This window comes from Geotalea sp. SG265, from assembly GCF_022808985.1.
GTDB lineage: Bacteria > Desulfobacterota > Desulfuromonadia > Geobacterales > Geobacteraceae > Geotalea.
On the sequence record NZ_JAKZFT010000002.1, the window covers coordinates 99,426 to 119,979 of the forward strand.

The 20,554-nt window shown below is 54.6% G+C and carries 18 protein-coding genes and 1 pseudogene; 11 read left to right on the forward strand and 8 right to left on the reverse strand.

What is annotated here, in order from left to right:
- The first annotated feature begins 9 nt into the window (after positions 1 to 9).
- From ML541_RS02925 to ML541_RS02960, 8 genes and pseudogenes are all read left to right on the forward strand, one after another.
- The gene (locus ML541_RS02925; protein WP_243370596.1) at positions 10 to 951 is read left to right on the forward strand and encodes a glycosyltransferase; all 942 of its coding nucleotides are present in this window, start codon (positions 10 to 12) and stop codon (positions 949 to 951) included.
- Entirely contained in the window at positions 932 to 1,864 is a 933-nt protein-coding gene (locus ML541_RS02930) for a formyltransferase (protein ID WP_279342326.1), read from the forward strand. Before ML541_RS02925 ends, ML541_RS02930 begins: the two co-directional genes overlap by 20 nt.
- A gap of 66 nt (positions 1,865 to 1,930) precedes the next feature.
- Positions 1,931 to 2,971, forward strand: a complete 1,041-nt coding sequence (locus ML541_RS02935) for a bifunctional UDP-4-keto-pentose/UDP-xylose synthase (protein ID WP_243370601.1) — start codon at positions 1,931 to 1,933, stop codon at positions 2,969 to 2,971.
- Between the two features lie 81 nt (positions 2,972 to 3,052).
- Positions 3,053 to 3,799 (forward strand): substrate-binding domain-containing protein, encoded by a 747-nt coding sequence (locus ML541_RS02940; RefSeq protein WP_243370603.1) that lies wholly within the window; start codon positions 3,053 to 3,055, stop codon positions 3,797 to 3,799.
- 62 nt (positions 3,800 to 3,861) lie between these two features.
- Positions 3,862 to 4,755 carry a polysaccharide deacetylase family protein gene (locus ML541_RS02945; protein WP_243371122.1) on the forward strand — a complete coding sequence of 298 codons (894 nt, stop codon included), beginning with the start codon at positions 3,862 to 3,864 and terminating at the stop codon, positions 4,753 to 4,755.
- A 95-nt stretch (positions 4,756 to 4,850) separates the two neighbouring features.
- A complete protein-coding gene (locus ML541_RS02950; protein ID WP_243370606.1) occupies positions 4,851 to 5,126 on the forward strand; it encodes a DUF4911 domain-containing protein in 276 nt (91 codons plus the stop codon).
- Complete coding sequence (locus ML541_RS02955) at positions 5,119 to 6,501, forward strand: TldD/PmbA family protein (protein ID WP_243370609.1); 1,383 nt, start codon at positions 5,119 to 5,121, stop codon at positions 6,499 to 6,501. Before ML541_RS02950 ends, ML541_RS02955 begins: the two co-directional genes overlap by 8 nt.
- Before the next feature lie 1,058 nt (positions 6,502 to 7,559).
- Positions 7,560 to 8,459, forward strand: a pseudogene (locus ML541_RS02960) (sensor domain-containing diguanylate cyclase); the annotation flags it as partial.
- Positions 8,460 to 8,553: 94 nt separating this feature from the next.
- On the opposite strand, the gene ML541_RS02965 reads toward ML541_RS02960, so the two are convergent.
- The 6 genes from ML541_RS02965 to ML541_RS02990 form a co-directional block, all read right to left on the reverse strand.
- On the reverse strand, positions 8,554 to 9,444 hold the full coding sequence (locus ML541_RS02965) for a carotenoid biosynthesis protein (protein WP_243370612.1): 891 nt from the start codon (positions 9,442 to 9,444) through the stop codon (positions 8,554 to 8,556).
- Positions 9,445 to 9,525: 81 nt separating this feature from the next.
- Positions 9,526 to 10,575: an MlaD family protein gene (locus ML541_RS02970; RefSeq protein WP_243370616.1), complete on the reverse strand. Its 1,050-nt coding sequence runs from the start codon at positions 10,573 to 10,575 to the stop codon at positions 9,526 to 9,528.
- A gap of 47 nt (positions 10,576 to 10,622) precedes the next feature.
- Positions 10,623 to 11,399: an ABC transporter permease gene (locus ML541_RS02975; RefSeq protein WP_243370619.1), complete on the reverse strand. Its 777-nt coding sequence runs from the start codon at positions 11,397 to 11,399 to the stop codon at positions 10,623 to 10,625.
- On the reverse strand, positions 11,399 to 12,910 hold the full coding sequence (locus ML541_RS02980) for a hypothetical protein (protein WP_243370623.1): 1,512 nt from the start codon (positions 12,908 to 12,910) through the stop codon (positions 11,399 to 11,401). Before ML541_RS02980 ends, ML541_RS02975 begins: the two co-directional genes overlap by 1 nt.
- Positions 12,911 to 13,063: 153 nt before the next feature.
- The gene (locus ML541_RS02985) at positions 13,064 to 13,591 is read right to left on the reverse strand and encodes a 3-isopropylmalate dehydratase small subunit (protein ID WP_243370625.1); all 528 of its coding nucleotides are present in this window, start codon (positions 13,589 to 13,591) and stop codon (positions 13,064 to 13,066) included.
- Between the two features lie 18 nt (positions 13,592 to 13,609).
- On the reverse strand, positions 13,610 to 14,893 hold the full coding sequence (locus ML541_RS02990) for a 3-isopropylmalate dehydratase large subunit (protein WP_243370628.1): 1,284 nt from the start codon (positions 14,891 to 14,893) through the stop codon (positions 13,610 to 13,612).
- A 152-nt stretch (positions 14,894 to 15,045) separates the two neighbouring features.
- Between ML541_RS02990 and ML541_RS02995 the strand changes: the two genes are divergently transcribed.
- Positions 15,046 to 16,074, forward strand: coding sequence for a TIGR00730 family Rossman fold protein (locus tag ML541_RS02995; protein WP_243370630.1), 1,029 nt, complete (start codon positions 15,046 to 15,048; stop codon positions 16,072 to 16,074).
- 200 nt (positions 16,075 to 16,274) lie between these two features.
- Positions 16,275 to 16,475, forward strand: a complete 201-nt coding sequence (locus tag ML541_RS03000) for a cold-shock protein (RefSeq protein WP_243370632.1) — start codon at positions 16,275 to 16,277, stop codon at positions 16,473 to 16,475.
- 95 nt (positions 16,476 to 16,570) lie between these two features.
- Here the strand turns inward: ML541_RS03000 and ML541_RS03005 are convergent, their stop codons facing one another.
- Positions 16,571 to 17,200 (reverse strand): XRE family transcriptional regulator, encoded by a 630-nt coding sequence (locus tag ML541_RS03005; RefSeq protein WP_243370635.1) that lies wholly within the window; start codon positions 17,198 to 17,200, stop codon positions 16,571 to 16,573.
- Positions 17,201 to 17,424: 224 nt separating this feature from the next.
- On the opposite strand from ML541_RS03005, the gene ML541_RS03010 reads away from it, so the two are divergent.
- A complete protein-coding gene (locus ML541_RS03010; protein WP_243370639.1) occupies positions 17,425 to 19,434 on the forward strand; it encodes a sensor domain-containing diguanylate cyclase in 2,010 nt (669 codons plus the stop codon).
- A 13-nt stretch (positions 19,435 to 19,447) separates the two neighbouring features.
- Here ML541_RS03010 and ML541_RS03015 read toward each other — a convergent pair whose 3' ends face one another.
- Positions 19,448 to 20,419, reverse strand: coding sequence for a response regulator (locus tag ML541_RS03015; RefSeq protein ID WP_243370642.1), 972 nt, complete (start codon positions 20,417 to 20,419; stop codon positions 19,448 to 19,450).
- Positions 20,420 to 20,554 lie beyond the last annotated feature (135 nt).

Genomic DNA, 20,554 nt, shown 5'->3' on the forward strand with positions numbered 1-20,554 from the left:
GGACAAGTCATGCAGCAAAAACCGTATGTTACGGTAGTCATCCCCGTCTACAACGAGGAGCCGAATCTCCCGCCGCTCATCAACAGACTTTACCCGGTCATGCAGCAGCTGGGACACCCCTTCGAGATCATCTTCACCGACGACGGCAGCCGCGACGACTCCCTCGCCATTCTCCGGCAGCTGGCAGCAACCTACCCCGAGGTGCGGGTCATCGAGTTCAACGGCAATTTCGGCCAACACATGGCCATTCTTGCCGCCTTCGAAAAGAGCAGCGGCGACATGGTCATTACCCTGGATGCAGACCTGCAGAATCCGCCGGAGGAAATTCCCCGGCTGGTGGCGGAGATCGAGAAGGGGCACGATGTGGTCGGCACTATCCGCCAGAAACGACAGGACACCCTGTTCCGTCGCGCGGCCTCGCGCATCGTCAATATCACCACCAACAGGATGACCGGCATGCAGATGAGCGATTATGGTTGCATGCTGCGTGCCTACCATCGTAACGTCATCGACAACATCAACCGCTGCCGGGAGACCACCACCTTCATCCCGGCCCTGGCCCAGACCTTCTCCGCCAATCCATCGGAAATCCAGGTAGCCCATGCGGAACGGGCAGAGGGGGAAAGTAAATACTCCCTTTACCGGCTGGTTCGCCTCAATTTCGACCTGATGACCGGCTTTTCGGTAGTCCCGCTGCAGCTCTTCGCCCTAATGGGCATTCTAACCTCCCTCGCCTCCATGGCCTTTGCCCTCTTTCTCCTCGTCAGGCGCTTCATCATCGGCGCCGAGGTGGAAGGAGTCTTCACCCTCTTCGCCATCCTCTTTTTCTTCATCGGCATCATCATCTTCGGCATAGGACTGGTGGGGGAATACGTTGGGAGGATTTACCAGGAAGTGCGCAGGCGGCCCCGGTACGTAGTGAGAAAACTCCATGGATTCGGGGGAGAATAAGGTGCACGCTTCAGAAAGCATCGTCGTCTGCGCTTATCACAATGTGGGCTATCGCTGCCTGGAGGAATTGATCCGCCAGGGGGCGAAGATCGCCATGATTTTCACCCACGAAGACTCCCCCACCGAGGAGATCTGGTTCCGATCGGTGCAGCAGTTGGCGGAAAAAGAGGGTATTCCCTTTCTGACCAGCGACATCAACCTGCCGGAGAACATTGCCGTAGTGGAGAAGATTGCCCCGGATTTCATCCTTTCCTTTTATTACCGCAATATGATCAAGCCCAACGTGCTGGCAATTCCCCGGCGCGGCGCCCTCAACCTGCACGGCAGCTACCTGCCCCGCTATCGAGGGCGGGTGCCGGTCAACTGGGCGGTGATCAACGGCGAAACAGAAACAGGCGCCACCCTTCACTATATGGTGGAAAAGCCCGATGCGGGCGATATCGTTGATCAGGAAAAGGTAGCCATATCCTTCACCGACACCTCCTTCGACGTCTTCAACAAGGTCACGGAAGCAGCGGTCACCGTTATCCGCAGGGCCTGGCCCCTACTGGTAACGGGAGCCGCGCCCCGCATCCCCATGGACTTGAAGGCAGGCAACTACTGCGGCGGCCGGAAGCCGGCCGATGGCCTCATCGACTGGACCAAATCGGCTGTGCAGATCTACAACCTGATCCGCGGCGTTACCCATCCCTACCCGGGCGCCTTCACCTATCTGGAGGGGAAGCAGGTCATCATTTGGCAGGCATGGCCAGTAGAAGGTAAGGGCAAGCCTGGAGAAGTGGTCGCCACCGAGCCTTTGCTGATAGGTACCGGCGCAGGACTTCTGGCAATAAAGAGCTTGCAGGTATGTGGTGAAATGGAAACCACCGCTGCCGAATTTACCGCAACTATGCCCGGCAAAAGGTTTGAATAAAAAATCAACCGGCTTCGAGAAGGCCGCAGACGGCCCGTTGTCGGTGCCGGAAAAGGAGCAGATGCAATGAAAGTCTTAATTCTGGGTGTCAATGGTTTTATCGGCAACGCCCTCACCCACCGCATCCTCGAAACCACCGATTGGGAAGTCTTCGGCCTGGACATGAGCGACAACAAGCTCGAGCACTCCATCGGCCACCCGCGCTTCCATTTCCTGGAAGGGGACATCACCATCAACAAGGAGTGGATCGAGTACAACATCAAGAAATGCGACGTGGTCCTGCCACTGGTCGCCATCGCTACCCCGGTTACCTACGTTAAGGATCCACTGCGGGTCTTCGAGCTGGATTTCGAGGAAAACCTGAAAATCATCCGCCAATGCGTCAAGTACGGAAAAAGGGTCATCTTCCCCTCCACCTCCGAGGTCTACGGCATGAGTCCTGACCGGGAATTCGACGAAGAGACCTCCCCCCTCATGCTCGGTCCCATCAACAAGGAGCGCTGGATCTACTCCTGCGCAAAGCAGATGCTCGACCGGGTCATCTATGCCTACGGCGAACACGACGGCCTGCGCTATACCCTCTTCCGCCCCTTTAACTGGATCGGACCGAAGCTGGACAGCATCAGCACCGCCAAGGAAGGGAGTTCCCGGGTACTGACCCAGTTCCTCTACAATATTCTGGCGGGGGAACCGATCCAGCTTGTGGACGGCGGCAGCCAGCGCCGCTCCTTCACCTTCATCGAGGACGGCATCGACTGCCTGATGCGCATCATCGAAAACAAGAACGGCTGCGCCGAACGTGGCATCTTCAACATTGGCAATCCCGGCAATGATCTCTCGGTCAAAGAGCTGGCCGTGAAGCTGCGGGATATGGTCAAGGAGTATCCGGAATACCGGGAGCGGGCCGAGAAATGCCAGATCATCGAGGTGACCTCCGATGCCTTTTACGGCAAGGGATACCAGGATATGCTGACCAGAGTACCGTCGGTAAGGAATGCAGAAACGAAATTGGGCTGGAAGCCTGCAACCGCCATAGACGATGCCCTGCGTAAAACCCTGGAGTTCTATCTTGTCGAGGAAAAGGAAAAGATAGACAACCTGCTGTAAGATACCAACGGCATGTTGCTCACCTGCGGCCGCTTTTCATCGAAAGCGGCCTTTGCTGTGAAAAAAATCAGGGAAGGTGTTATGAAGCGGTATTTTCGTGCGGCTCTCGTGCCGATACTCCTTTATGCAGGCGGCTGTGCCGCTCCTGCCACCTTGAAGGTCGGCGGCGACGATACGACCATCAGCGGATTTCTCCTGCCGGTGAAAGAGACCTTCGAGGAGGAGACCAAGGTCCCCCTTGCCATCATCCAGATCAAGCCGGGCGAAGAGCTTGCACTATTGAACGAAGCAAAGGTCGATGCTGTAATGGCTACCGGTTCCTTGAAGGATCTCCTCCATGATGCTGCACAGAAAGGGGTCGTCGTGCCGACCGCTTCGCTGCACCAGGTGGCGGTCGGCAAGAACAGTACCGTCATCTTCCTCCACAAGGGCAACAGGATCAAGCAGCTGAATCAGAAACAGCTGAGATCGATTTTTACCGGCAAAACCAGGAACTGGCACCAGTTGGGCGGGCCCGACCGCGAAATTGTTGTTGTCTGGGATGGGACATCGGCAGCGGAGAATGAGGCCTTCATAAAAGGGATCCTCAAGGATGCCCCCATTGCAGCCAAGTTTCGCTCTGTCGGCAGTTTTGAAGAAGTCCGCAAGGTTGTCATGGAGACCCCCGGCGCCATCGGCATAGCCCCCAGCGGCTTCATCGCCCCCGGCGTCAAGGTGCCGAAGACACCGAAGGTAAGCTCGCCGGTCATCCTGGTGACAAAAGGCAACCCATCCCCCCTGACGGACAAACTTATCGGAATACTGAAAGATGCCGCATATATCCAGTAGCTTGTGCGGGTATAGCTGCAGGAACCTTTTTGACCACTGCACCGAGTGGAGTGACGACTATCATGAGCCAATCGACCATAGCCCTCAAAGTGGATGTTGACACCTATATGGGCACCCGTGACGGCGTTCCCCGACTGCTGGAGATCATGGAGTCGGCAGGGATCAGGGCCACCTTTTATTTTTCCATGGGACCGGATAATTCGGGCAAGGCGATCCGCCGCATCTTCACCAGGAAAGGGTTCCTGAAGAAGATGCTCCGCACCGGCGCCCCCTCCGCCTATGGCCTTAAGACGATGCTGTACGGGACTCTACTCCCGCCACCGATGATCGCCTCGGCGTTCCCCCACATCCTGCGCCGAGTAGCGGCAATGGGGCACGAGACCGGCATTCATTGCTGGGACCATGTAAAATGGCACGACCTGCTGCCGTGGATGCCGAAAAAAACCGTGGCCATGGAGATGGGGAGGGCCTTCGCCCTCTACGAGCAGATCATGGGCGAGCGCCCAAAAACGACCGCGGCGCCCGGCTGGACCGTTTCGGCCGATTCCCTGGAAATCCAGGATGCTTTGCAGCTCGCCTACTGCAGCGATTCCCGCGGCACCGCTCCATTCTATCCGGTATGGGGCAACAGGCGCTTTGCCACATTGCAGATTCCCACCACCTGGGCCACCATGGATGAATTGATCGGCGAGAACGGCATAACGGCCGAAACCATCAATGACCATTATCTTTCATGCCTCAAGCCGGGACTAAACGTCCACACCATCCATGCAGAGCTGGAAGGAGGGGTGTTGGCTGACCGCTTCGTCAATCTTCTGCAACGCCTGAAGGACCAACAGGTCCGCTTCATTACTCTGGCCGAAGCCGCTGCAGAATATGGCGCCCATGCAGCCGAAGCGGCTCTGGCCATGGGAGAATTGCCGGGCCGGGCCGGATCGGTAGCCCTGCAGCAATGACCCCCAGCGTCAACCTGGTTACCTTCCTTTAATCTTTCTATTGTTTTTTATCCTCCCTGATGGTAACGTATCGCAGTTTTTCTGAAGGAGCGGTCATGCCCGAATGCCTCGTGCGCTATTTCCAGATGGACAGCAAGGACCTGGTGTATCTCAAGTTCATCCTGGAAGCCTATGAAGGACTCGCCACCCTGAGCACCGAGGATGGTAAAAAGGGGGTCATTCGTATCGCCGTGCCCTGCGGGCTGGAAAATGAACTGGAAAAGCTCCTGCACGCCCTTCGTGCCGAAATCTCGTTCTGCGAGGTAGAGCCTCCACACTTCACCTCGTCCATTGAGTACCGTCCAGACTGCCGGGAGTACTCTCATGTTTGATCGTTTCGATTGCACCGCCATACTGCGCCGCGCCCTTTCCGGAGGGGGGGAGTTCGCCGATATCTATTTCGAAGAAGGAAACTCCACGGTCATCGTCTGCGAAGACGCGAAGATAGAGCGGGTTCTAGCCGGAGCCGACCGGGGGGTAGGCATCCGGGTCATTTCCGACCTGAGAACGGCATATGCCTACACCAACGAGATTAGCGAAGAGTCGCTTCTGGCACTGGCCGAAACGGTAAGTCGCGCCGTAAAGGGAAAGCGGTTCGAACAGGCAATCGACTTGACGCGCAAGAGGGTAGGCACCGGCTTTCCGATCCTCCTCCCGCCGGAGGGCATTCCGCTGCGGGAGAAAATCGCCACCGTCTCCGCCGCAGACCGGGCCGCACGCGCCCTGGACCGGAAGATACGCCAGGTAACGGCCATGTATCGCGACGGCACCGCCAGAACCCAGATTGTCAATTCCTGCGGCGAGTTTACCGAATCCGCCAGAACCGGCACCGTTTTTACGGTTCAGGCGGTGGCTGCTGAAGGCTCCCTGGTCCAGACTGGATACGAGGCGGTCGGCGGGGTGTACGGCTTTGAACTCCTCAGGACGAAACCCCCCGAAGAACTCGCTCTGGCCGCGGCAAAGCGCAGCCTGATGATGCTGGGCGCGCGGAAAGCACCGGGAGGTACCATGGCAGTGGTCCTTTCCTCCGAAGCGGGAGGGACCATGGTCCATGAAGCAATCGGCCACGGCCTAGAGGCGGATCTGGTCCAGGGGGGCATGTCGGTTTACGCCGGGAAAAAGGGAACCCAGGTTGCATCCCCTCTGGTTACCGTCATCGATGATGCAACCATTGCCAATGCCCGCGGCTCCTTTCCCTTCGATGATGAAGGGACCCCCGCCCAACGGTCAGTGCTGGTGGAAAACGGCATTTTGAAGGGGTACATGTACGATCGGCTATCCGCCATGAAAGACGGCTGCCGTTCGACGGGAAACGGCAGGCGGGAGTCCTATCAGACGAAACCCATTGCCCGTATGACCAACACCCTGATTGCGCCGGGCACCACCCCACCTGAAGAGATTGTCCGCAGCGTCAGGGAAGGGCTCTTCGTCAAAAAAATGGGTGGAGGCCAAGTCAATACGGTGAACGGCGACTTCGTTTTCGAGGTTTCGGAAGGGTACCTCATTTCGAATGGAGAGATCGGTGAGCCGGTCCGGGGAGCGACACTGACCGGCAACGGTCCCGATGTCCTCAACAGGATCACCATGGTCGGCACCGACCTGGGTTTCGGCATCGGCACCTGTGGTAAGGAAGGGCAGGGAGTTCCCGTTTCCGATGCCCAACCGACCCTCCTCATAGCGGAAATCACCGTGGGAGGCACCGCCTGATGTTCCCCTGTGCGCAAGTCACAAGGGACGAGGCGTCGACAAGCGCCGCTTTGCCCGATCCAGCGAGCCTTTTGGCAGCCCTAGAGGGGCATTCATTTCTCCGGGGCTACCACCTCTTGCTCTTCAGGAACAGGAGTGCCGTCCCAAACACCCTCGGCAGCTGGGAGCTGTGTACCGGCCTTGGCGCGTCCTCCTGCGCCGAAGGCCTCCCCCTCGCAATCTTCAACGAGATCCTCGACATTGCATGTATCGGCAACCGGCCGGCCACCTTGCGTTCTCCGGAAGGGCTGTTTATCTTTGCCGCTCCCTTTTCGCTGCCTGACGAAGCTCATTTCTGCCTGGTCGGAAGCGGCGTCAGGGATCAAGTACTGGACCTGGGAGGGGTCGAATCATTGGCGGCAATGACATCGCGGGACCCTGTTGAATTGCTTGAACTTCTCCAGAAATATCCTGTGGCAGGGAAAAAAGATGTGGAAGAGACGGCAGAGCGGGTCCTTCGTCTTATCAAGGAAGCAACCGAAAATGCGGTAGCCCCCGCCAATAATGTCCTGGATAAACTTTCGGCAGTGGCCGGTATCTGTGCAGAGATCGACAAAATAACCACCAGTGCTGCCGTCATCTCTCTTTTCCTCGACACGCTGATCATCGTTTTCGACCTGCCCCGTCTCGGGATCGTTTTCACCGGTAATGCCTGCCGTGAACTCTTCCCTGCCAGTGACTGGGAGCCCCCCCCTGCCGTGACCTGCAAAATCCTGCCGCACCGGCTCCACAATCTTTTCCCCGGAGAGGCTACGGGTAAGACATTTGTTCTGGGAAGCGAAATCGCCTCGGTTTTTCCGGAGCAGAATGCCGATATGGCCACCTGCCTGCAGTTTTTGGCTAAGGGAGATGACAGCGGACTGGTAGTCCTGCTGGACACGAAACTGGCGGAAGGCGACGTTTCGCTGATTGAGCTTGTCTGCAGCAGAGTGGCGACACGGCTGCAGCAACTGCTCCAGGCAGAGCAACTGCTCAGGGCCAAGAGCCAGTCCCAGAAGATGCTCGATCTGGTCAGCTCCATGCTGAAGATCGACGATCACAACGAGCTCTACGACACCCTGCTCAATGCGGCCACCGGGCTCGTCGGCGCCGCCAGCGGCTCATTCATGGTCATGGACAAAAACGGCGAAGACCTGCATATCGAAGCGGTGAGGGGTATCAATTCCCATCTGGCAAAAAGTTTCACCGTCAAAGTCGGCGAGGGGATCGCCGGCAAAGTGGCTGCAGGAGCTGCTCCCCTTATGATCGACAATATCGAAAGCGATGTGCGCACGGCCAGGTTGAACCGGTCCCGCTTCAGGACCAAATCCTTCGTCTCCCTCCCTTTCAGCTACAACCGGCAAGTGATCGGCGTCTTGAATATCGCCGACAAGGAAAACGGTAATACCTTCGACGAGAACGATCTTGAAACCCTTTCCTCCTTTGCCGATCATGTGGCGGGGGTGGTTCATCACGCAAAGGCAAAGGCAACCTGGAAATGCTGCCCATCGACGATGGTCGTCGATCCGCTGACAGGGCTTTATAACCGCAGTTTTCTGCTCAGAAGGATGCAGGAAGAGGTCAGCCGCTGCAAAAGGCAGAACAGGAATCTGGCTCTGCTCCATATTGAGGTGCTTGGTTCCCGAGATGCGGGGGACAAGACGATGAAAGCCGTTGCCGATGTGCTGGGAGGAATGTTGCGGGAGATGGATGTCGTTGCCCGGTGCGGTGAACGTTCCTTCAGTATCATGCTGCCCGATACGGGTAAAAAGGAGTCGAGACTGGTGGGGGAAAGAATAAGGGCAAGGGTCGCCCCATCCCTTCTTCAACAGGATTGCACCCTGACAGCTGATGCCTGTGTCGCCCTCGGCATAGCTGCTTTCCCCGAAGACGGAAAAAATGTCGAGGCTCTGGTAACGGCAGCAGAAAATGATATATTTCTCGCCTCCGCTTCAGACACGGTTGCCACCGCTCCCGGCGTGACACTTCCCTCCACCAGTGAAACCGCTGCTGAGTTGCCGGCAGACAAAGGCATCATGCATCACGATGCAAGACAGCTCCTCCCTCTGCTCCACAACCGCCCATATGGGGATAGTCGGCCAAATGCTCGGCCAATTCCTCGTCCGTATAGCGGTTGGCCCTATGAGCAATCAGAACGGCAGAAATAGCGATAGGCAGGGTGAAGATGAAAATGCCGGTCATGGCCATCAGCCGCTCGCCAATCAGGAAGGTTATGGTCAGGTTGAAGACGATAACGGACAGATAGAGCACCGGTCCATAAAGCGACCGGAAGGGAAGAGCGCATGCACCTTTCGGTTTTTTGCCAGGTGCCCCGGTTCGGGCATCGATCCGTTGCAGAGCGAAGATCATCACCATGCTGACGAGAAACCAGCCCGCATAGTTGGAAAACGGGACACCGAAGTGATAGCCAGCTTCCCGATACCCGTAAATCTTCCCCAGAAACCAGCGGTGCCCCTGCAAGGCAACCGGATCGATGATTATGTCGAGAAATACCTGAAATAGCGACCCCAGCAGCAATACCGGGAACGATTTGCGAATGGAGCGCGTTTCCAGGGTGACGATGTCCCCACGGCAGGCTTTGATGGGGGAGACAACCAGCAGCGCGGTGGTATAGCTGCAGTAGGCGAGGAATACATAGGAGAGGGAATCGAAAAAGGGAACACCGGAAATCCAGAGCTCCTTTCCCTTGGTGGCCTCGATATAGTAGTACCAGCCATAGGGGAAGCCGGTATTTATGGAGCAGAACTCGGAAAGAAATGACATGCCGTAGCCTGCTGCCGCGAAATATAACGTCTTGCGCCACCCCAGGTGAGGTACCGCCGCCACCAGAAAGGCGGCAAAGAAAGCAAAGACATAGGGACGCATTGTTACCGTGCCCACTGCAATGGAAAGAACATCGTCCATTAATCCCTCCCCCACAAGAAAAATGGCGCTTTGACCGCGCCATTTTTCACTTATTTTTCACTAGCCCGATAACAATTTCTTTTAGAAAAGCGTGCCGATGACGCTCCCCAGAACCTGGATCGGCCCGGTGTCCCCCAACCCGTCCATGGCCTTTTCCGCCTTTTTCAGGGTGGCGGTCGTATCCCGGTACAGCTGGTCTTCGTTGACCAGTTTACCCAGTGTGCCTTCCCCGTCGTTTATCTTGCGAGTGATCTCCTTGATGTTCTTTGACGCATCCCGCACCTCATTATAAAGGGCCTCGTCGTTGACCAGCTTGCCCATGGTCCCTTCGCCCCGGTTGATCTTGGCGGCGATATCCTTGACGTCCTTCATGCTGTCGTTGATCCTTGCCATGGCAGACCGGGCATCGCTGTACAGGAGGTCATCGTTGACCAGTTTGCCGATGGTGCCTTCTCCCTTGTCGATTTTGAAGGCAATGCTTTTCAGGCTGCCGGAGGCATCGCGAAAATTGTCATAGAGCAGCTTGTCGTTGAGCAGCATGGCCAGCGCCCCATCTCCCCGGTCGAGCTTGGTGGTGATGCTGTTGATGTTGGCAATGGAGCTCTTCAGGTTGGTGCGGTTGTCGTCGAGAATGGCGCTGATCTTGCCCATGACCTCGTTTTGGTTGTCGTTCAGCTGAGTGATGAGCACCTTGGCATCCTTGACCACCTCGCTGACGTTATCGACGATAATGTCGATATTGGCCACGTCCCGCCCTTGCACCGTCCCCCCCGGGGGGAGAACCGGTGCACCAGGCGACCCGAAGGAAATGCCGAGGAACTGCCCTCCGAGAAGGTTCGTCAGGCGCAGAGTGGCGACCGAATCGGTTTTGATCTTGGTGCCAGGCTTCACCTGAAAATCGATCTGGACCTTTTCCTCAAGAACGGTGATCCTATCGATCTTCCCCACGTCCACCCCTGCCAGGCGCACGGGATCCCCCACCTTGAGCCCGGTTATGCTGGTGAGAAAGGTCTTGTACATGATCTTTTTTTCGAAGGGATTCCATTTCTCCCCCACTTCCAGCATGAAGCCGAACAGAATCAGTCCTATGATAAAAAAGATGCCTACTTTTTTTTCAACTGAAATCGCCATCGGCTGGACCTCCAGTAAAAACAAGCAAAAATGACTGCGATGAATTCTTACATCAAAAGCCTGGTGAGGAAATAGTCGGCCACCAGGATGAGCATGAAGGACAATACCACCGATCGTGTCGTCGAGATGCCGATCCCTCGGGCTCCCCCCGAGGTCTTGAATCCAACATAGCAGGAAACTAGCGCAACAATGGCGCCGAAGACAAAGGCTTTGATCAGTCCGTTGCCGATCTCGTGAAACTTCAAGGCTGCCGTCAGACTGTCATAGTAGGTGGAATAGGAAACGAAAATTTTTGGATGCAGATTGCTGATGATGGCGCCACCGATGATGCCGATGCAGTCGGAATAGATAACGAGGGCGGGAACACAGACGATACAGGCAATGAAGCGGGGCATGGCAAGATAGCGGACCGGGTTGATGTCCAGGGTTTTCAGGGCATCGATCTCCTCGTAAACCTTCATAACGCCAAGTTCCGCAGCCATTGCCGATCCGACCCGACCCGCCACGAGAAAGCTGGTCATGACTGGCCCCAGCTCCCTGACCATGGAGTGCCCCACGATGGCACCGATGATGTCCTGGCTGCCGTACTTGTTGAGCTCGACGCCGGTCTGAAGCGCCAGAACCATACCGACGAAGAAGGCCATGACCGAGGCAACCGGCAGCGTCTCATAGCCGATTATGGCCATCTGGGCAAAGATGCTGGCCATGTTGCGCGGCGCCTCCCGGAAAAAGTAGACCGTCTGGCCCAAAAGAATCAGCATTTCGCCGATGATCTCGTGGAACACGATGATCCTTTTACCTATTCTGTCAATGGCACCAGCCATCATTGCATGCTCCTTGGCGTCGCAGTCGCCTCTGTCTTGCTCTTTGCAGCAGTGTTTCCCCAACTGAAGCCGAAGGGAAGCCATAACAGCCGCAGCTGCTTCGCTCCATCGCTGTTCCGATATCCCACCAGCCCTTTGAGTAGTTTCAGATCGCTCATTCTGCTGCCGGACTGGAACTGAACGAGCGGAAAGAGCTCGTATGCTACGGCACCATCACGAACCTCATGCCAATAGAGGTTCCAGAGGAACGACACTGCTGAATCCCCGGCGTCATTCCAGCGCTGGTGATAAATCCGCCACAGGGGCGCCCAGTTCTTCTCTATCCCTTCCCTGTCCAACACGGGTTCCACCGGCGCGGGCAGGGTCAGGGACTTAACCCCGCGGGTATCCTTCCTGTAAATATAGAGCGGCCAGAAGGCCATGCGCCGCCGTTCGCCGCCGTCTTTGGACCAGGTCTCCCTGCTGTCCGAATAGAGAAAGAAGAGCACCCGGTCCAGGTCTTGGCTGTAAGAGGCGGAGCGGATTTCCTCGTGTCTCAGCAGCGGCCACATGAACCAGCGTTTAAGGTATTCTCTGCCCCGGTCAATGGAGTAGAACGGAAGCATCCTCGTCTCATTCTTCTTGCTGCCGCGCACGGTCAGCCAGAAGGGCCAGAAGTAATCCACCTCATGCTGATCCTCGACAAGATCATCCGTGTAGCTGAAAAAAGGCCAGAGGTATGACCGTGACACCTTCTGAGGCGAGTCGGTGGCCGAATAAAGGGGAAGTACCGACAGTTTGTGGGTCGGGTTATCCGTATTCAGCCCCTGGTCCTCCACGAAGATAAAGGGCCAGAGGGCGAAATGTCTGCGGTAGGAGCCTTCCTTGGCAGCCTGCCCATAAAGAGGCCAGAACTGGAAGCCGCTCTCACGGTCGCCCCGGATCGTGGAAAAGAACGGATAAAGGTAATTGCGGGTGGTGGTACCTTTTTTTACCGTCCTGCCATAAAGGGGGAAGAGTACGTAATGGTACTCGTCTCGCCAGAACCGTTCATAGATATCACCATAAAACGGAAAAACGGAGGTGTACGGGCCGTATTTTTCCGACCTTCCACTGATGTAGAAGGGAAAGAACATGGAGTCATGCTCCCGTTCCGGCTCATTTTTGCGGTAGGTGTTGCTCTGCACCAGCTTCAGGACCTGGAAGGTGGTTGCCTCGGAAGAGACAGTCCTGGATGCCAGAGGATACAGGTAATCGGTCGAGCTGGTTTCGTTCTGCGGGTTCGCAGTCCGGTAAAGCAGCGGCCGAACGGCGGTGTCGTGATCATCCTTGTTCTGCTGGAACTTTAAAAGCGGGCCCAGCAGGGAAAGGTTGCGGTAGTGGTCCTTCGGGCTGTCCCGGTAGTCCACCAAAGGCCATAAGGTGAAGATCGTCCCCGTATCGGCACCGTTGTCGCCGGTCCCGGCGAACACAGCCGTTGCCATGATCAGCAAGAAAAAAACGACAACTATGGCTGTTTTTATATTATGCATACCCCTCCGGGAGGATGCCCTTTTCCCGGGCGAAGTGAGTACGATAACCCGGCAGGGAGACTGGGAATATTATCCTCATGAACAAAGGTTAGTCAACAAAAAAGACCCGGCGAAGGCGGGTCTTTTCGGTACAAATCAAGTGACGGAGCCGAATCAGTACTTGCTGTCGGCGTAGTCGACCCAGCCTCCGGCAAGAACGAGGGCTTTATCGAAGGGAGAAATCTCAAAAGACAGCACGTGCTGTTTTCCTCCTCCGTTGGCGGTAATTTTCTGGGCTTCGATGTCCACCGCTATGGCAGCGTCTTCACACCCGGCATAACCGAAAAGAAGATCCAGCCCCTCTTTCGGCAATTCGATGGCTGCCATACCGCAATTGAACATGTTCTGGCGAAAGATCCTGGCAAAGGATTCGGCGATGACGACATTGATATCGTTCACTTCGAATACCCACGGTGCGTGCTCACGGGAGGAGCCACAGCCAAAATTGGCGCGGCTGACGATGACCCGAGCACTGGAGGTTTTCTCCCCCTTTGGATCGAACCCCGGCAGCTTGAGGTCCTCCAGAATGTATGGTCTCAAATCCTGCTTGGTAATCTCGGTCAAGTATTTGGCAGGGATGATCTCGTCCGTGTTGATGTCGGAGCGGTCAAGAAAGAGCGCTGGGCCTGCAAAGCTTTTCATATATTTCTCCCTCACTGATTATAGATATTTTCTCGGATCGGCGATCTTACCTTCGATGGCGGTAGCCGCCGAAGTCGCGGGTGACATGAGGTGCACCATTCCCCCTTTGCCCATGCGCCCCATAAAATTCCGGTTGGTGGTGGAAGCGCAGACCTCCCCTTCCGCAAGGACTCCATTGCTCATCCCCAGACAGGCGCCGCAGGTGGGATTGGTTACACAGAAACCCGCCTCCATGAAGACGGCAATCAGCCCCTCATTTAGGGCATCGCGGTATATCTTTGGCGTAGCAGGCGAGAGGATGGCGCGAACCGACGGGGCGATTTTCTTTCCTTTGAGAATCGCTGCTGCAACACGCAGATCCTCAAGGCGGCCATTGGTGCACGAGCCCAGGTAGACCTGATCGACGGGGGTACCGGCAATTTCACCGATGACCTTAACCTGATCCGGCTTATAGCCGAAGGTGACCGCCGGTTCGAGGGCTGACACATCGATGTCCACCACACGGTCGTAGACGGCGTCGTCATCTGACCACCACTTTTTGAATGCCGCCAGAGCAGCCTCCCGTGAGGCATACTCCTTCTCGATGAAGGGCCACAGGTAATCCACCGTCACCCCGTCAGGCATGCAGATACCAGATGTTCCGCCGGCCTCTATGGCCATATTGCACAGCGTCATCCGCGACTCCATGGTCATCGCGTCTATCACCGGGCCGCGGAACTCCATCACCCGGTCGGTAGCGCCGTTGACCGTAAGGGTGCCGATGACATGGAGGATGACGTCCTTGGCATAGACCCCTTTGGGAAGCGTGCCGTTGAGATTGATCCGAATGGTCTTCGGTTCGCGAAAGGCACAGACCCCTTTAAGAATCCCCACCTCCAGGTCGGTAGTGCCGACACCGGCAGCAAAAGCCCCAAAAGCGCCGTGGGTGCAGGTATGGGAATCACCCATAATGACCGTGTAACCGGGACGGATATAGCCCTTTTCAGGAAAGAGCGCATGGCAGACACCGTTGGCACCGATATCGAAGAAATCGGGGATGGCGTGCCGGCGTGCCCAGTCACGCAATATCTTGGCCTGGGTGGCGGTCTTGCTGTCCTTGCTCGGAGTCACGTGATCGATAACCGCTTTTATCTTGCCGGGATCGAAGACCCGGTCTTTTCCCCTGGCCATCAGGTCATCAATGGCTATGGGGGTGGTGATTTCATGACACATGACAACATCCAGCTTCAAAACCCTGGTTCCCGCAAAGGGTTCATCCACCAGGTGCGACGTGAATATCTTCTCGGCTATGGTCATTCCCATAAAAATGCATCCTTTCAATGAGTAACGTTGCGTTGCGCCCGTAATGTAAACAAATACCACGAACAAATCAATTTAATATTTGTTCAATAATAGTAAACATTTGCCTAACATCCGAGCAAATGATATATTGTCTTAATTTAAAAGGAACCCATATGCAACTGAGTTTCAATAGAACGAATGAAGCGATAGATGACGCAATAGATACCCTCATCGGGATAGCCGGGGATATTCATCATCGGGAAATTGTCCGGGAAATGATTATTTCGGCGCTTAAGGCGGGGCAGGATACGGACTATCTTGCCGATTTGAAGCTTCTCAGCAACACCATGAAGGAGATGCGTTACACCAACAAGGTGTTCGGACCGTATCGACACAAGACCAAGGTTACCATCTTCGGCTCGGCCAGGACTGAACCCCATGAGGACGCATACCGGAAATGTGTCAGGTTCAGCAGGCTGCTTGCCGACAAGGGCTACATGATCATCACCGGCGGCGGCCCCGGCATCATGCAGGCGGGCAATGAAGGCGCCGGAGGCGAGAATTCCTTTGCCGTCAATATCAGGCTACCCTTCGAACAGGCCCCCAACCCGTTCATGCTGGAAAACCCCCGCCTGATTACCTATAAATATTTCTTCAACCGCAAGGTCGCCTTTGTCAAGGAAGCAGATGCCATTGCCGTCTTTCCAGGAGGATTCGGCACCTTGGACGAGGCGATGGAAGTTTTTACCCTGATCCAGACCGGCAAGACCTCGCCCAAGCCCCTTGTCCTCATTGACGATGAGGATGGCTACTGGGAGCAGTGGTTCATTTTCATCAAGGAACGCATGCTGGGCAGGGGCTTCATTTCTGCCGAGGATTTCTCCATTTTCACCATTACCCGCAGTGAAAAGGAAGCGGTCAGCGTCATCGAGGAGTTCTACCGCAATTACCATTCTCTGCGGTTCGTCAATGGGCGATTGATTGTCAGACTCAACAAGGAACTTACCAGGGCAAACCTCGACGAGTTGGAAAAGGAATTTCCCGAACTGCACCATGCCGGCACGAAAATCATCGCAACAGCCCCGCTGCAGGAAGAGCAGGATGAGCCGGACCTTCTTGAGCTCCCCCGCATAACTTTCCAGTTCGACCACCAGCACTACGGCCTGTTGATGGCATTCATCGGCAGAATAAACATGTTTTAAAAAATACGGGCAAAGCTCTTGACAAAGTAATTACATACTGTTAATTTTACTTTGCGGCAAGTTTCGGAAGTTCGTTTGTCGATGGTCGATGGAAACACACAAAGCTCCGACTTTGACGTTTTTCCTGCCCAAGACTCCGGAAACTGCAGTATTAACATGATCCGGCAGAGACCCGGAGGCAACAAAAGGAGGCAGTAAAAATGGCACAGGGCAAAGTAAAATGGTTCAATGATGCAAAGGGATTCGGATTCATCGAGCAGGAAAATGGGGAAGATGTGTTTGTACATTTCTCTGCCATAGTGGGAGAGGGCTTCAAATCGCTTACCGAAGGTGAAGCGGTCACCTTTGACGTCACCAATGGTCCCAAAGGCCTGCAGGCAGCAAACGTCAAGAAAATCTAAGCAGAGCCCATATAGATCAAACTAAAAAACCTCGCTTTCGCGAGGTTTTTTAGTTTGCGTCGTGAAACGAAGCAAAAAGCTTTCTGAAAAAGAGCTTAAAATTTGATTCGGCGCCATACATCCACAACTTTGCCCAGTATTTTCAGCTTGCTGTCCTTTTTGAAGGGGGCGTAGGAACGGTTGTCCGGCGACAGGAATATATCAGCACCGACAACCCGGTAGCGCCTCAGGATGGCTTCTCCCCACCGATTGTTCACCAGAACGATATCCCTGTTTTCGATCTCGCTTTCTGTGGAAATAATCACCAGATCTCCATCACAGATGGTGGGTGCCATAAAATCACCGGCTGAAAATATGGCATAGGAACCTTCGGTCCCCTGTGGCAGGGAGAGGTACTCGCAAATATCCTCCTTTACGAAAAACTGGGGAAAATCCTGGGGTATCTTTTTGAAGAGAGGCACATCCGAGGAACGCGCCGCCTTGGGGTGCGATGTGCGGAACTGCTCCCCCTGCCCGGTCTTGAGCCACCCACTGTTGATCCCGTAGGTGTGGCACAAGGCGATTATCAGGGTGTCGGAAATATTTTTCTTACCCCGTTCGACACCGCTGAGAAAACCCTGAACAATTCCTAGTGAATCGGCGAACTCTTTTTGCGTCATGCCTTTGGACTGGCGAATCTCCTTAATACGCAAGCCCAGCTTATGGTTCGTTTCCTTTTCAGACATACTCTTCCTTAGACAGTTTACATAATCTTGACAGCGTATCTCTCAGTTAATATACTCATGCGAAACATAGCTCACAGCAATATTTATAATCCGTTCCCCCTGATGATGCAACGCAAAAATCAACGCTGAAATGCTGGTATTTTTAGTTGTATTATGTCTTTGATATCGTTTGTTTGCAGTTCGGCACGCATCTGGCACTAAGCTTTATGGGAGAGCCTTCGGCCATGGTAGAAAATGCTCAAGAAGCCCCACCGGCTGAACTGCTGGCAAAACTCAAAAGCTATCCATTTCTAGCACAGTACAATCTTAATCTTTTTTGCCTAAAAAAAGATTCCTCTGCGGCTGATGAGTTCCTACCCTGCGGTTCCATCGTTCAGGACGCTCTCAGCAATGAAATCGGTCTGAATTTTATCGGGCGTTCGTTGAAACCGGAACTGCCCGCAAAGAAAACCGCCGTGTATAGATACAACGGGGGCTTTTTAAGTTTTGTCGTATCCTTCAACATTGGCGACACCGATTTTTGCCTGGTCGGCAACGGCGTAAGAGACAAGCTGATCGACTTTTGGCAGCTGGAGCGGCTGTCGAGGGCTGACAAAGTCGATGTTTTTTCCCTCCTTAGCCAACTGGAAAGGCTACCTGTAGCAACCGTCCACGAACTGGAAGAGTTAGCCGAGCATATCCATGAGATGCTGCCGGCATTGCACCCGGGGGAGATGTATCAGTCTCTGTACGATCAGACGGTGAACCGTCTTGCAATGGTCGTCGGTCTTCTTGAACAAATGGACGAGCTGAAATCGGTAAACGACCTCGTATCGTTTACTACTGAACTGCTCGCCTTTGTCTTTCATTTCCCCAAAGTCGCCCTGGCACTGCTTGATGCAGATAGGGGAACCTACTCCTTTGTCGGTCAAATGGGACTGGAAAGAGTCGAGGACATTGCCAAAGACCGGCTGGGAGAACTTTTAACAAAGGACCATATAAAGAAACCTCTGAATTTTGACGAGGAAACGGCGGCATTATTCAGCGGAGTGAGCGCCCAGAACGTCACCTTATTCCCGCTGAAAGCCGAGGGCAGTCACATAGGCTTTATTTCCCTTTTCGACAACGAACCGCAGGCTGTGGATGCCTTGCTGGTGGAACTTTTAGCCGCCAAGGCCGCAGCCAAGATAAGACAGCTGAAGAAGGAAACGGAGCATCTGCAGTTGAATGCCTTGTCGAACAGGCTCTTATCCGTGACCAATACCCTCCTCTTTGCCGAGAACAAGGAGGAACTCTACAAGACCATACTGGAACTGGCAGCGGACCTGCTCAACTCAACCCAGGGCTCCATCATGCTCATGGACAAAAGCGGTGAAAACCTGCATATCGTTTTTACCATGGGTATGAGCCTTAATCTAGCCCAATGCATGACGGTCAAGGTGGGCAAAGGCATAGCCGGCAAGGTGGCAAAAACAGGCATTCCACTGCTGGTCAACGATATTGAAAAGGACACCAGGATCGGCATCAAAAACAGGCCTCGTTTCAAATCCAAGTCCCTCATCTCCATTCCCCTCAAGCTCAAGGACAAAACCATCGGCGTCCTCAATCTCTCCGACAAGGGAGACTTGGGAGTCTTCACCGAATCCGACAAGGACCTTCTCACCTCCTTTGCCAATCTTGCATCGCTGATAATCGAAAGGACACTGGTCATTGAGGAATCGGTCATTTTCGAAAAGATGGCGGTAACCGATGCTCTGACAGGCCTTTATAACCGCCGTTTCCTCAAAAATCGCCTCGAAGAGGAATTGACCCGCAGCATCCGCCAAAAGCTCAACCTGACAATATTGTTCATAGATCTGGATCATTTCAAGATTTATAACGACCTGTGCGGCCATATTGCCGGTGATGAGGTATTGCGAAAGACCGCTGCCATAATCAAGGCATCGCTGAGGGATATGGATGTGGTTGCACGCTATGGGGGAGAAGAGTTCTGCGCCATTCTGCCCGGCACTTCGAAAATGGAGTCTCTGGCGGTAGCGGAACGCATCCGTGCAGGCATTGAAAGAGAAGTTTTCCCCGAAGAGGAAAATCTTCCCTTGGGGAGGCTTACCACCAGTATCGGCGTCGCGTCATTCCCGGAAGACGGGCACACCTTCACTTCACTGGTTCATGCAGCCGATGTGGCTTTGTATGAGGCCAAGACCGTCGGGAGGAATACTGTCGTCGTAGCCCGTCATGTCATGGATAAGGACTGATGCGGCAAGAAGATCAGGTGCCGTTTTTTCTCAACCGGTAACAAGTGCCGGCATTGTCGAGGGCAATGGCTGCATAGGTTGCAAGGGTTGTCACAAAATCCACCTCTATCTCGCTGAACATAGTGCCGCCAGGGCGTCCGGATATATTCACCACCCCCACGACGCGATCCTTGATCTGCAACGGCACCGACAGTATTCCGGGCGTGCTGAACAGGTCGCCGCTGGTATCCTCCTCGAGGAGCCTTACGGTAAGCGATGCGGGGATGTCCGATTCAATGGAAAGCGGCTTGTTGTTGGCAGCAACCAAACCGGAGATGCCTTGATCCTTGTGCATGCTGAAGGTCTTGGCAAAGACATGATCGATACCGACGCAGACCTTCATGGAAAACCTGGCCCCCGTCCTGTCCAACAGCAGCAAATACCCTTTTTCCGCCTTCAATTGTGCCACCGCATTCTCCACCAGCTTTCGCAGAATAGTGCCGATGTCCGTAATGGAAGCCAGGGCGGCGCAGGCAGAATTCAGTGCCCGCATCATCTGCAGGGTCTCTTCCAGGGCAAGATTCTTTTCGGAAAGGTCACGGATCAAGCGCCGGTTTTCAATCGTGAGCGATTGTTTCTCCAAAGTCCTCGCAACAACGTTGTAGAGAATGGCCTCGTCATCCAGAGGTTTGACGATATAGTCGTATGCCCCCAGTCTGAGTGCCTTTATGGCGGTGAAGGATGAAGCGTTGCTGGAAATTATCACCACGTCCGTTTCCGGCTTCATTTCCTTTGCCAGCTTGAGCATGTTCAGGCCGCTCATCCCCGGCAATATAATGTCAGTCAACACCATGGTGAACTCTTCTGCCTGAAAAAGCCTGATCGCTTCCTCTCCAGAGGAGGCGCAGGTCACCCGGTACCCCTTTTTCAGCAGCAGGCTGCAGATCATTTTCTGAAATGAAGGGGAATCATCGACTACCAGTATATGGGGTGAAGAATTGGTCATGGGGGCTCTCGCCGAAGGTGAATAAAAGGCGACGAAATGGTAGTTCAAGCATGTTCAAAAAGCAACAGAAATGAAGGCGTTGGAGGTCTGCCTCCGGCAAGGCCCCGGCCAGAAAAGCTTTGACAACGGTTAAGT